We start from the raw sequence: 13,013 nt of genomic DNA on the forward strand, positions 1-13,013 counted from the left end.
TACCGCCGCAATCCTGTCCCGCGACGACGAGACTATGACGCGCTCAGCGCAAACCGTAACGCAGACCGACCCAGATCGTTCGCGGCGTCGCGCGCTCGACGATGTTTGCGCCGCTTATCCCCGCCTCGACCCGCTCGTTGAGGAAATTCTCGGCCCGGAACTCGGCTGTCAGCGAGCGCAGGATCGGCAGCGCCGCATAGGCATCGAGCGTCGTCGCCGGATCGAGCACGCGCGTATTCTGGTCGTCGTCGAACTGCTGGCCGATATGCCGCACCGTCAGCGACACCGCCGCCGCATCGTGTCGCCAGTCGACCGTTCCCGACACCTGGTCGCGTGGCGTCTGCGCGGGTCGCAAGCCGTCCAAGGCGGCGGTGATCCCCGAACCCTCGACCGTCGAATTGGTGTGCGACCACGACGCCTGCACGCCCAGTCGCCCAGGGCGATACGCCGCATCCAGTTCGAAGCCGTGCGCACGGATCGCGTCGAGATTCTGGCGGACGCGATAGGTCGTCACCCCCGGCAGGATCTGTGGCGGATTGGTCGTCGTGACGTTCGCCACGGCATCCTTCAGCCGGTTATGGAAATAGGTTGCGGCGATGCTCACGCCGGGGGCCGGGGTCAGCGTCGCCCCGGCTTCGACCCCGGTCAGTCGCTCCGGCGATAATTGGGCGTTCGCCGCGGTCGCGTCGTTACCGACCCGGAAAGGGCGATAGAGTTCGTTGAGCGTCGGCAGGCGCCAGCCGCGATAGCCCGCTGCGCGCAGCGTGATTGCCTCGACCGGCTGGTACGCCACGCCCGCCCGGCCGGTCGTCTCGCTGCCATCGCGATCCGCGTAGCGCAGATTGGTCAACGCAGCGCCGCCCGCGAGCGGTCGTTCCGACAGATAGCCGCCATCGATCGACCACCAGTCGACCCGTGCGCCCAGACTGAACGTAAAGCTACCCGCGACGACGCTCCCATCGGCGAACGCGCCGGTTGTCGTCGTGCCCCCCCCCGCCTCGCGCCGACGCGACGGTACGGCGTTCACGAACGTATAGAGCTCCTGCGTCTTGCCGCTCACGTCGCGGATATCCGCGCCGACCCTGAGCGTGATGTTCTCGCCCAGCGGCGGCGCGATCTCGATCCGCCCGCCGAGCCCTGTCGCCGGCGTGTTATACTGGTTCAACGACTGGGTCGCGGTCGTCCGCGCGGCATTGATACTGTTGAAGCTGCTCGCGAACGCGCGCGTCTGCAGATACGCCAGCGCCGAATAGCCCCAGGCGCCGCGGCCGATCAGGCGAAGGCTGGCATCCGCTCCCTCGCTCCTGTTGGCGGTGAAGTCGCTCCCCCGGTCGCGCCGGTCGGTGAATGCGCTCGCATTCATCTGCAATTCGGTCTTCGCATCGATCCCGACGACCGTCCGCAGCGCGCCCGACGACTGTTCGTACGGGGCGGCACGATCGACGACCCCGCGGCTCTCCTCGACGGTCGGCGTAAAGCCGTCACCACGCGCGTACGCGCCCGATAGCGTCGCGAACCCCGATCCGCGCACCAACGCTGCCGACGCTTGCCCGTCGACCGAGTCGCGACTGCCATAGGCGACGCTGCCCTGGACCGGGGTGAGTTGATCGGGTGTCGCGCTGTCCAACTCGACCGTCCCGGCGAGCGCACCCGGCCCCTGATACCCGCTCCCGCCGCCACGCGTCACGCGGATGCGCCCGAGCCGCCCCGTCGCATAGGCCGGAAACGCCACCCAGCCACCAAATGGATCCGCCTGCGGCACGCCGTCGAAGATCAGCAGCGCCCGGCTCGACGCATTGCCACCGATCCCGCGCAGCGAAATGCCCTGGCTGGTCGGGTTCGCGCTCCGCGAGTCGGAGCGGCGGAACTGCTGCAACCCGGCGACGTCGGCGAGCACGCTCTCCAGCCGGTTGCTCGCATTCGCCTGGATCCGGGCGCGATCGATCGTGACGATGTCGTAGGCACGATCGCCCGGCGCATCGGCGAGCCCGCGCCCGGTCACGACGATCTCGGTGGACTCATCGGCGGCAGGTGCCACGACCGACTGCGCAAGCGCCGGACCGGAGGACGCGAGAGCGATAGCGAAAAGCGAAGGACGAATCATGGCCCCCGCATGACAGCTTTTCGCGATATCTGAAGGCCCGGAATAGCGTCGGCGGCAAAAAGCCCTGCTACAGGATGAGCCTAACCGGCGGAATACACACGCATCGGGATAACGAAGGGTGGCCTACTCCCCCGCCCATTCCTTGAGCAGCGTATAGGCAATCGCATAGGGCGGCGGCGCGACGAACGGCCCCTCCTCCCCGCGCAACACCGCGCGTACCATTTCCCGCGGCACCCACATCGCATCCTCGAGCTCGTTCACGTCGAGCGTGATCGCGTCGTCCTCGGCCTCCGCGACGCACGCCATCATGAGCGACGACGGGAACGGCCAGGGCTGGCTGGCGACATAGCGCACCTTGCCCACGCGAACCCCCGACTCCTCCAGGATCTCGCGCGCGACCGCTTCCTCGATCGACTCGGCCGGCTCCACGAACCCCGCGAGCGCCGAATACCGCCCCGCTGGCCAGCCCTTGCCACGCCCGAGCAACGCTCGCCCGTCATGCTCGGCGATCATGATCACCACGGGATCGACCCGCGGGAAATGTTCGGTCGCGCAATTCGGACATTGCCGTGCCCATCCGGCGCGTATCATCTCGGTCGGCGAGCCGCACTTCGCGCAGAATCCGTGCCGGACGTGCCAGTCGATGACGCTGCGCGCGCCCGCGTAGGTCGCCGCCTCACCCGGTGCGAGCGACGCCAGCACCGCCATCAGCGCGGGTGATCGCATCGCCGGCGCGGTATCGACCCGCATCCCCGCCAGCAATGCCGCAAAATGCGGTCGCCCGCTCTCGTCGAGCCCGAGCAGGATCGGCGCGGCATCGTCGGGCATGTCCGCCATCGACGTCCAGGCGAGATGCCCGTCATCGGTTACCCCAGGCTGCAACCCGTCCAGCACGAGCAGCCGCGCGCGCCAATCGCACGTCGCCGCTGCCAGCGCGTCCGGATCATGGCGCAACGCATCGGACCGGTCGAGCGTCCCGCCGGTAAATCCAGGTGCCGCCATCACGCTCATCGGCGCAACCGCGCAGCATCCTGCTGCAGCGCCGCGACCACGTCCTCCCGCAGCGGAATCCGATCCGCCGGGAAGTAATTGACCATCACGTTGCCGCGCGTTCGCTTGAGGGGATCGACCCACGCGACCGTCCCCGCCGCGCCGCCCCAGGCGTAGGTGCCCTTGCCCGGCCCGTTCGGCATGGTCTCGAGCACCACCGATCCGCCCGCACCAAAGCCCATGTTGCTGCCCTTCGTTCCCCCGGTACCACCGCTCACGCCGCCATAGGTCACGCCCGCCGGCAGCAGGTTCGACGTCGCCAGCGCGATCGTCTCGAGCTTCATCACGCGCACGCCATCGAGCGTGCCGCCGTCCTGGATCATGTGCAGGAACCGGTCGTAATCGCGCGCCGACATCACCAGGCCGGCGCCGCCATACGGAAAGCTGGGCTTCTGCAGGAACACCGACGTCGCGGCGGGATCGAGCGGCGTCCGCGTATCGCCGACGAACGCGTAGTTCGTGGCGAGGCGCCCAACCTCGCTCTGCGGCACCTGCCAGAAGCTCGACTTCATCTTGAGCGGATCGAACAGCCGCGTCTGCACGAACCGCTCGAAGCTCATGCCGCTCGCGACCTCGATCACGCGACCCATCACGTCGAGCCCGATCGAATAGCTCCACTTGGTGCCCGGATCGGCGATCAGCGGCAGCGTCGCGACGCGGTTCGCGAACGCCTCCAGCGACGTCGGCCGGACCAGCCGCATCTTCTCTTCCATCGCCGCGTTGACCGATGCCGGCAGGATGCCGAGCCGCTCATATTCCTTGAGCAGCGCGCCCTTCGTGACGATCGAATAGCCGAGCCCGGCAGTATGCGTCAGCAGGTTGCGGATCGTGATCGGCCGCGTCGCGGGGCGCGAGGCGAGCGATGTATCGGGGCTAGTCGCGACCTTCATGTCCTTGAACGCCGGGATATATTTGCTGACCGGATCGTCGAGGTTGAGCTTGCCGTCCTCGATCAGCATCATCGCCGCCATGCCGGTGATTGGCTTGCTCATCGAATAGACGCGCCACAGCGAATCGGGGCTAACCGCCGGTGCGCCTGCATCGTCGCTGATCCGGCCCGCCGATGGGAACAGTGTCGGGCCGTTGCCGACCCCGAACGCGCCGACGATGCCGGGCATCGTGTTGCGCGCCACATAGTTGTCGAACAACGTCGTCGTCGCGGGAAGCAGCGCCTTGACCGGAATCGTCATACGCGGCGCAGGGCGCGCTTGCGAAAGGGCTGCTGGCCGGGGCTGCGCCTGCTGCGCATAGGCGGTCGCGGCGGCCAGCGCGATAAGGCCGCCCGTCGAAATCCAGTGCACCAGTTTCATGCAGCTCTCCCTATGGCCCAGTGTCGTATCGCTCTGCCGGCTTTGGCGAACACGGTCGGCAGCCCGGCGCTGTCCAGGTCGTCGATCGGCCACCATTCGCTTCCGGCTGGAGCGCGAGGGTGATGCGCCTCGACCGTCGCCACCGCAAGCGTCAGTTGCAGATCGAAATGCGTAAAGCCGTGCGCAACCGTCGCATCGAGCATCCGCCAGTCGGCCTGCGCCGGCGCGTCCTCGAGTTCCGGCGGAAGATCGCCCCACGGCCCGGTCGGCAACGCACGCATCCCGCCGAGCAGCCCCGTATCGGGCCGCCGCACGAGCAGCACCTGCCCGCCACGTTCCAGCCAGAAGATCGTGCCGAAACGCTGCGGCTTGGCCGCCTTCTTCGCCTTGACCGGCAACCGCTCGGGCGCACCCTGCCTGAACCCCTCGCACTGTTCGCGGATCGGACACAGCAGGCACTTCGGACTGCGCGTCGTGCACGTTCCCGAGCCCAGATCCATCATCGCCTGAGCGAAATCGCCCGCGCGCGCGTCGGGCGTGATCGAGCCAGCCGCCACCCGAATCGCCGGCCGAGCGCCCGGCAAAGGCGTCTCTATCCCGAACAGCCGCGCCACCACCCGCTCGACATTCGCATCGACCACCACCGCGCGCTCGCCGAACGCGATCGCGGCCACCGCCGCCGCCGTATAGGCGCCCAGCCCCGGCAGTTCGCGTAGCTCAGCCTCGGTCCGCGGAAACACACCGTCATGCTCCGCGACCACCGCCTTCGCCGCCTTCACCAGATTGCGGGCGCGCGCATAATAACCGAGCCCCGCCCACGCCGCCATCACATCGGCATCGTCCGCCGCCGCGAGACTCGCGAAATCGGGCCAGCGCGCGGTCCAGGCGAGGAAGCGCGGCGTCACCGCGGCGACCGTCGTCTGCTGCAACATCACCTCGGATAGCCACACCCGGTACGGATCGACCGCCTCGCCAGGCTTGGCGCGCCACGGCAGGTCGCGGCGATGCGCGTCATACCAGTCGAGAAGGGCCGTCGAGACCGAAGAGCGCTTGGCGTTCACGCGTCGCCTATGGCATGGGTTTGCGGATGAGCAAGCCGCCCGTTTCCCTGCCTAAAGCTCCGACGCCCAAGCCGGCGACGACCAAGTCCGCCAAAGGGCGCATAAAAGGCAAGACCGATCCCGACGCCCCGCGCGAGAACCGCTCGCGCGCGGTCGCCGAGCTGCTGCCGGCGATCGGCGGCGCGGCGTTCCGGCGATTCGGCTTCGTCCAGTCGTCGATCGTCAGCCGCTGGCCCGATATCGTCGGCGCGAAGCTCGCGGGCGCCAGCACGCCCGAATCGATCCGCTTCCCGCTCGGCAAGAAACAGGACGGCGTCCTCACGCTGACCGTCCGCGGCGCACACGCGCCGATGATGCAGCACATCGCGCCCGAGATCATCGAGCGCGTGAACCGCTTCTTCGGCTACGCGGCCATCGTAAAGGTCGCAATCCGTCAAGGCGACGTCGCCGCCCCCGCGCCCCGCCGCGCCCCGCCTTCGATCCGCCCGGTCCCCGTCGATCTCGGTGCGAGCCTGAAGGGCATCGCGGATCCGGAACTGCGCGCCGTCCTCGAATCCCTCGCCGCCGGAGTCGCCTCGACGCACGGCCTTCCCAGGATCAACTGATGCGCGTCCTCCTTGCCGTCTTCGCCCTCTTCCTCCTGACCGGCGCCGCGCCGAAACGCGACTGGTCGCAAACCGCGCGCATCCTCCCCTCGGGCGCGTATCTGATCGGCAACCCCGCCGCGCGCGTGAAGCTGGTCGAATATGCCAGCTACACCTGTTCGCACTGCGCCGACTTCTCGGTGAAGTCCGAACCCGTGCTCAATCGCCAGATGATCGCATCGGGCTCGACCAGCCTCGAACTGCGCCACTTCATCCGCGACCGGCTCGATCTGGCGGCGGCGATCCTCGCACGCTGCACCGGGCCCAAGGGCTTCTCCGCCACCTCGTCCGCGATCTTCGCCGCGCAGCCGCAATGGCTCGAGCGCGGGATCGAGTATCAGCAGGGCAACGCCGCCCGGCTCGCCATGTACCCGGCCGCCGCGCAGGTCCGCGCCAACGCCGACGGCTCCGGGCTGACCGCGCTCGTCAAGGCGCGCGGGCTGTCCGACGCGGCCATCAACGCCTGCTTCGCCAACCAGCCCGAGATCGACCGGATCGTCAAACTGACCGCCGACGCGCCCAAGGAGATCGACTCCACGCCGACCTTCTACCTCAACGGCAAGATCGTGCCCCATGTCGGCTGGGACCAGCTCGAACCCGCGCTCCGCAAGGCCGGCGCCCGCTAATTCATCCGATCCACTGGAGTACCCGCATGAAGTTCCTCACCACGCTCGCCGTCCTGCCACTAGCGCTCGCCGCCTGCTCGAAGAATGATTCGACCGGCAACGTCGACACGCCCGCCGCCGCGCCCGTCGCCGCCGCCGCCGCACCCGCCGGCCAGAACTGGACCGAGACGGTCGTGAAGACCCCCGAGGGCTATCTGATGGGCAACCCGAATGCGGCCATCAAGCTCGTCGAATATGGCGCGCGCTCGTGCCCGACCTGCGGCGCGTTCGGCCGCGAGGCGTACAAGCCGCTGACCGAGAAATATGTCTCGACCGGCAAGGTGAGCTTCGAATTCCGCGACTTCCTCGTCCACGGCGCGCCCGACGTCGCGCTGACGCTGCTCGGCCAGTGCGGCGGCGTCGCGCCGTTCTTCCCGATCCTCGAGCAGATGTACGGCAACCAGATCGCGTTCCTCGACAAGCTCCAGGCGATGACGCCCGCGCAGCAGCAGGCACTCGCCAACCAGCCGCCGACAGTCGTCGCCACCAAGCTCGCCGAACAGATGGGCGCGATCGATTTCGTCAAGCAGCGCGGGATTCCGGAAGCCAAGGCGCGCGCCTGCCTCGCCGACCAGAGGCAGCTCGAAGCGATGGCCAAGCCCACCGAAACCGCGATGCAGGCGGGTACGGTGACGGGCACGCCGACCTTCCTGATCAACGACAAGAAGCTCGACCAGGTCGTGAGCTGGGATCAGATGGAGAAGGCGCTGAAGGCGGCCGGGGCGTAAGACTCCCCTCCCTCTCCTCCCCCCCAGCGAAGGCCGGGGCCCAGTTGGGGGACGCCGCTGAGCGGCGCTGCGCTCCATTACTGCGACCTCTCCAACTGGACCCCGGCCTCCGCCGGGGTGGTGGACATTTGGGCTAGTGTCAGCCCTTCCCTTGTTCTCCCGCGAAGGCGGGAGCCCAGTCTGGGTCCCGCCTTCGCGGGGACACAAATTTTGCGGTTAGGTCAGGGCTAGGATCAACACTCAGTCACAGGGGGAGGCGCAAAAATGCAGATCAAACGCCTCCGCATCACCGGCTTCAAAAGCTTCGTCGACCCCGCCGATCTCCGCATCGAACCCGGCCTGACCGGCGTCGTCGGCCCCAACGGCTGCGGCAAGTCCAACCTCCTCGAAGCGCTCCGCTGGACGATGGGCGAGGCCAGCGCGAAATCGCTGCGCGGCGCCGGCATGGACGACGTCATCTTCGCCGGCACCGCGACCCGCCCGCCGCGCGACTTCGCCGAAGTCTCGATCCTCGCCGAGGTCCCCGGTCCAGACGGCCCCGACGAACGCGAGATCGTCCGCCGGATCGAGCGCGGCGCCGGCTCCGCCTACCGGATCGACGGCCGTGACGTCCGCGCGAAGGACGTCGGCCTGCTCTTCGCCGACGCCGCCACCGGCGCGCATTCCCCCGCCCTCGTCAGCCAGGGCCGGATCGGCGCGGTCATCGCCGCCAAGCCTGCCGACCGCCGCGCGATGCTCGAGGACGCCGCGGGAATCGCCGGACTCCACGTCCGCCGCAAGGACGCCGAGGGCAAACTTCGCGCCACCGAAGCCAATCTCGCCAAGCTCGACGAGATCATCTCCGACCAGGACGCGCGCGCCGCCACGCTTAAACGCCAGGCGCGTGCCGCCGAACGCTACCGCCTGATCTCCGCACAGATCCGCGTCGCCGAGGCACGCACGCTCTTCGCGCGCTGGCGCGACGCCGCCACCGCATCCGACGCCGCCAAGGCCGAAGCCGCCGCCGCCGAAGCGCAAGTCCGCGCCGCCACCGATGCCGAACGCAGCACGGGCAAGGACCAGCACGGTGCCGTCGAAACGGTCGCCACAGCCCGCGCCGCCGCGCTCGCCGCGCGCGACCACGTCGGCGATCTCGCCCACCGCCTCGCCGCGCTCGCGACCGAGAAAGCCGGTGTCGAACGCCGGATCGCCGACCTCGCCGACGCGCGCATCCGGATCGCCGACGACCGCGCACGCGAAGGATCGCTCGCCAGCGACGCCGCCGCCGCGCTCGCTGGCCTCGCCGACGAGGCCAAGACGCTCGACACCGCGATCGCCGACGCCACCGCCGCGATTCCCGATCTCGATACCGTGCTCGCCGACGCGGAACGCGCCGCGCGCGATGCCGAGGTGGCGCTGGCGCAGGCGCTCGCCACGCAGGCCCGCGACGCCGCCGAGGTGCGCGTCGCCAGCGCCGCGCTCGCCGCCGCCCGATCGCGCGCCGACCGCGCCGATCGCGACGCCGCGCAGATCGCCGCCGCCCTCCGCGCGCTGGGCGACACCGCGCCGCTGATCGCAGACCGCGACGCCGCCGCCGACACCCGCCGCGCCGCCGCCGCCGCCGCGGACGCCGCGCGCCACGCCATCGCCCGCGCCGACACCGACGAAGCCGCCGCCACCGCCGCGCGCGACGCCGCCGAAACCGCGCGCGCCACCGCCCGCGCAAACCTCGCCGCGATCGACAGCGAAGCCGCCGCGCTCACCAAGGCCACACAGCGCTCCGGCCGCGACCGACTGCTCGATCACGTCGCCGCCGCCACCGGCTATGAGCGCGCACTCGCCGCCGCGCTCGGCGACGATCTCGACACCGCACTCGATGCCTGGGCCGGCGCCACGCCCCGCGCCGACGACCCCACCGCGCCCGCCGACGCCGAACCGCTGGCCGCACATGTCGACGCCCCCCCCGCGCTCGCCCGCCGCCTCGCCCAGGTCTTCGTCGTCGACACCGATGCGGGCCAGTCGCTCGCGGTCGGCCAGCGGCTCGTCACGCGCGACGGCGTCTTGCGCCGCTGGGACGGCTTTACCGCGACCGGCACCGGCGCGGCCGCCGCCGAACGCCTCGTCCGCCGCAACCGCCTGACCGCACTCCAGGCCGCCCGCCCCGCCGCCGCCGCCGCACTCGACCAGGCCGAAACCACCCGAGCCGCGATCGACCAGCAGATCGCCGACGCCCGCCGCCAGTCGCAAACCGCGCGCGCCACGCTGCAACGCGCCGAAACCGACGCGCGCTACGCAGTCCGCAACGAAGACCGCGCCACCGCCGCGCTCGAACGCCTCGCCACGCAGCGCGCCGATCTCGATCTCCGCGCGCACCGCATCGCCGACGACGTCGCCGACGCGCACGCCGAGCGCACCCGCGCCGAGGCGGCGATGGCCGCGGTCCCCGATGGCACCGCCAACGCCCGCCTTGTCGCGACGCTCCAATACGACGCCGAACGCAGCCGCGCCGCCGTCGCGCAGGCCCGCGCCGACCGGATCGGCCTCGATCGCACGCTCGCCACGCACCGCGAGCGCCTTGCCGCCGCGCAGGCCGATACCCGCAGCTGGCGCGCGCGCGCGGGCGAGGCCGCCAAACGCATCGCCAACATGGACGCGCGCGAAGCGACGCTCGACGCGGACCGCGCCGCCATCGCGGATCGCCCCGCCGCGCTCGCCGCCTCGATCGCCACGCTCGACGCCGAACACGACGAGGCCCGCACCGCCGCCGACGCGCTGCGCGCCACCGAACACGCCGCCGAGACCGGGGCGCGCGCCGCCGACGACGCGCACCGTGCCGCCACCGAAGCGCTCGCCGTCGCCCGCGAGGCGCGCGCCGGCGCGATCGCGCGCGTCGAAAACCACGAAGCGCGCCGGCTTGATCTCGGCAAGCTCTCGGGCGAACGCTTCCAATGCCCCGCCCCCGTCCTCCCCGAACGCCTCGGCTTCGCGGTCGCCGACGTCCGCGCGCCGGCCGAAGAGTCCGCGACGCACGATCGTCTCGCGACCGACCGCGAACGCATCGGCCCAGTCAATCTCGTCGCCGAAACCGAACTCGCCGCGCTCGAAGACGCGTCACGCGGCAATGCCGTCGAGCGCGACGAACTCGGCCAGGCGGTCAACCGCCTGCGCGGTTCGATCGGCACGCTCAACCGCGAAGGCCGTCAGCGCCTGCTCGCAGCGTTCGAAGCGGTGAACGGCCATTTCCAGCGGCTCTTCACCACGCTGTTCGACGGCGGCAGCGCGCATCTCGAACTGGTCGATTCGGAGGATCCGCTCGAGGCCGGGCTCGAGATCATGGTGCAGCCGCCCGGCAAGCGCCTGCAATCGCTCACGCTGCTATCGGGCGGCGAACAGGCGCTCACCGCGGTCGCGCTGATCTTCGGGCTGTTCCTCACCAACCCCGCGCCGATCTGCGTCCTCGACGAGGTCGACGCGCCGCTCGACGATGCGAATATCGAGCGGTTCTGCGACCTGCTCGACCGGATGGCGCGCGATACCGACACGCGCTACCTCGTCGTCACGCACAACGCCGTCACGATGAGCCGCATGCACCGGCTGTTCGGCGTGACGATGATCGAACGCGGTATAAGCCGCCTTGTCTCGGTCGACCTCCAGGCTGCGACCGGGCTGATCGCAGCCGAATAAATGCGCTCTCGCGGGTGATTTTGCGCGATATTCTCGCTGTCGCTGCGCTATAATACGGAGATGTTTCTGGACGACTCCAGCATCTGGCCGCGTAAGGAGGAGCTTCCTCCGAAGAAGCCCGTCTATCGCCACGAAAAGGCGCTGACCCGGCTGATCTTCGTCTATCTCGCCCTCCTGCTGATCCTGCCCGTCAGCCTGGGCGGGATGGTCGATCTGATCCGTTATCTGTTCGACTGAACAAGCGCTGTCCTACACGCGATCGGCCTGACAGCCTGCTATTGCTCACGGCATATCGATGCGCCACCCCTCGCGGCGAAACGCCTTCCGGCGTCTGAACTTTGTGAACTTCACTCTGCCACTGTTACAGAGAACCACGCCGCCTCAGCGACATAGTGCCATGCCGACAAGTTGATCTCCATCACTCGACACCTTCCACCACGGAACGTAAGACGAACGAATGGCCCAACTCGACACCCGTGAAAAGCTCGAGATCCTCGCCGATGCGGCGAAATACGATGCGTCCTGCGCGTCGTCGGGGACCGCCAAGCGCAATTCGAAGGACGGCAAGGGGCTCGGCTCGACCGAGGGCATGGGCATCTGCCACGCCTACGCCCCCGACGGCCGCTGTATCTCGCTACTCAAGATCCTGCTGACCAACAGCTGCATCTTCGACTGCCATTACTGCATCAACCGCAAGAGCTCGAACGTCCGCCGCGCGCGCTTCACCGCCAAGGAAGTCGTCGACCTGACGATCGCGTTCTACAAGCGCAATTATATCGAGGGGCTGTTCCTCTCCTCGGGCATCATCGCCTCGTCCAATTACACGATGGAGCAGATGGTAGAGGTCGCGCGGTCGCTCCGCGAGGATCATCATTTCCGCGGCTATATCCACCTCAAGACGATCCCCGACGCCGATCCCGAACTCGTCCACCAGGCCGGGCTCTACGCCGATCGCCTCTCGATCAACGTCGAGTTGCCGACCGCGAACGGGCTGAAGCGCCTCGCCCCCGAAAAGGATGGCGTCCGCATCGAAACTGCCATGTCGGAGGTGAAGGCTTCGATCGCCGACGGCAAGGATGCCAAGGCCAAGTACAAGTCCGCGCCGCGCTACGCCCCCGCCGGGCAGTCGACGCAGATGATCGTCGGCGCCGACGCCGCGACCGATGGCGACATCGTGCGGAAAGCGTCGACGCTCTACGACCGGTTCGGGCTTCGCCGCGTCTATTATTCCGCGTTCAGCCCGATCCCCGATGCGAGCGCCGTCCTGCCGCTGCAACGCCCGCCGCTAATGCGCGAGCACCGGCTCTACCAGTCCGACTGGCTGATGCGCTTCTACGAATTCCAGCCGCACGAGGTGGTGGCGGCCGCCGACGACGCGACCGGTATGCTGCCCTTGGACATCGATCCGAAGCTAGCCTGGGCGCTCAAATTCCGCGGCTCCTTCCCCGTCGACGTCAACCGCGCGCCGCGCGAGCTGCTGCTCCGCGTTCCCGGGCTCGGGGTAAAAGCGGTCAACGGTATCCTCACCAGCCGCCGCTGGCGCCGCCTCCATCTGGCGGACGTCGCCCGCCTGACCGTGTCGATCGCCAAGCTCCGCCCGTTCATCATCGCCGAGGACTGGCGCCCGGTGATGCTATCCGACGCGGCAGACCTCCGCCCGCTGATCGCGCCAAAGCCAAAACCCAAGCAGATGGAAATGTTCGCGTGACCGCCTATTCCTCCCCGGCACGGGGAGGGGGACTAGCGCAGCTGGTGGAGGGGGGCTTCCACGAGCGTAACGTTGGTGGC

The 13,013-nt window shown here is 69.2% G+C and carries 10 protein-coding genes; 6 read left to right on the plus strand and 4 right to left on the minus strand.

Features of this window, described 5'->3' with window-relative positions:
* Window positions 1-43: 43 nt before the first annotated feature.
* The 4 genes from ASF00_RS02510 to ASF00_RS02525 all read right to left on the minus strand — a co-directional run bounded on the left by ASF00_RS02510 (window position 44) and on the right by ASF00_RS02525 (window position 5,525).
* A complete protein-coding gene (locus tag ASF00_RS02510; protein WP_055873658.1) occupies window positions 44-2,104 on the minus strand; it encodes a TonB-dependent receptor in 2,061 nt (686 codons plus the stop codon).
* A gap of 123 nt (window positions 2,105-2,227) precedes the next feature.
* The gene (gene nudC / locus ASF00_RS02515) at window positions 2,228-3,106 is read right to left on the minus strand and encodes an NAD(+) diphosphatase (protein WP_055875268.1); all 879 of its coding nucleotides are present in this window, start codon (window positions 3,104-3,106) and stop codon (window positions 2,228-2,230) included.
* A gap of 5 nt (window positions 3,107-3,111) precedes the next feature.
* Window positions 3,112-4,464, minus strand: a complete 1,353-nt coding sequence (locus ASF00_RS02520) for a serine hydrolase domain-containing protein (protein ID WP_055873661.1) — start codon at window positions 4,462-4,464, stop codon at window positions 3,112-3,114.
* Window positions 4,461-5,525, minus strand: coding sequence for an A/G-specific adenine glycosylase (locus tag ASF00_RS02525; RefSeq protein WP_055873663.1), 1,065 nt, complete (start codon window positions 5,523-5,525; stop codon window positions 4,461-4,463). The genes ASF00_RS02520 and ASF00_RS02525 overlap by 4 nt, the downstream gene beginning before the upstream one ends.
* A 26-nt stretch (window positions 5,526-5,551) precedes the next feature.
* Here ASF00_RS02525 and ASF00_RS02530 point away from each other — a divergent pair, with 26 nt between their 5' ends.
* The 6 genes from ASF00_RS02530 (at window position 5,552) to ASF00_RS02550 (ending at window position 12,933) form a co-directional block, all read left to right on the plus strand.
* The gene (locus ASF00_RS02530) at window positions 5,552-6,130 is read left to right on the plus strand and encodes a DUF721 domain-containing protein (protein ID WP_082463227.1); all 579 of its coding nucleotides are present in this window, start codon (window positions 5,552-5,554) and stop codon (window positions 6,128-6,130) included.
* The gene (locus ASF00_RS02535) at window positions 6,130-6,795 is read left to right on the plus strand and encodes a thioredoxin domain-containing protein (RefSeq protein ID WP_055873666.1); all 666 of its coding nucleotides are present in this window, start codon (window positions 6,130-6,132) and stop codon (window positions 6,793-6,795) included. The genes ASF00_RS02530 and ASF00_RS02535 overlap by 1 nt, the downstream gene beginning before the upstream one ends.
* Window positions 6,796-6,821: 26 nt before the next feature.
* Window positions 6,822-7,562 carry a thioredoxin domain-containing protein gene (locus ASF00_RS02540; RefSeq protein WP_055873669.1) on the plus strand — a complete coding sequence of 247 codons (741 nt, stop codon included), beginning with the start codon at window positions 6,822-6,824 and terminating at the stop codon, window positions 7,560-7,562.
* 264 nt (window positions 7,563-7,826) lie between these two features.
* The gene (gene smc, locus ASF00_RS02545; protein ID WP_055873672.1) at window positions 7,827-11,225 is read left to right on the plus strand and encodes a chromosome segregation protein SMC; all 3,399 of its coding nucleotides are present in this window, start codon (window positions 7,827-7,829) and stop codon (window positions 11,223-11,225) included.
* 60 nt (window positions 11,226-11,285) lie between these two features.
* Complete coding sequence (locus ASF00_RS18765; protein ID WP_200910200.1) at window positions 11,286-11,462, plus strand: hypothetical protein; 177 nt, start codon at window positions 11,286-11,288, stop codon at window positions 11,460-11,462.
* 220 nt (window positions 11,463-11,682) lie between these two features.
* Window positions 11,683-12,933: a putative DNA modification/repair radical SAM protein gene (locus ASF00_RS02550; protein WP_055873674.1), complete on the plus strand. Its 1,251-nt coding sequence runs from the start codon at window positions 11,683-11,685 to the stop codon at window positions 12,931-12,933.
* Window positions 12,934-13,013 lie beyond the last annotated feature (80 nt).

This window comes from Sphingomonas sp. Leaf34 (assembly GCF_001421805.1).
In the GTDB taxonomy this organism is placed as follows: domain Bacteria; phylum Pseudomonadota; class Alphaproteobacteria; order Sphingomonadales; family Sphingomonadaceae; genus Sphingomonas.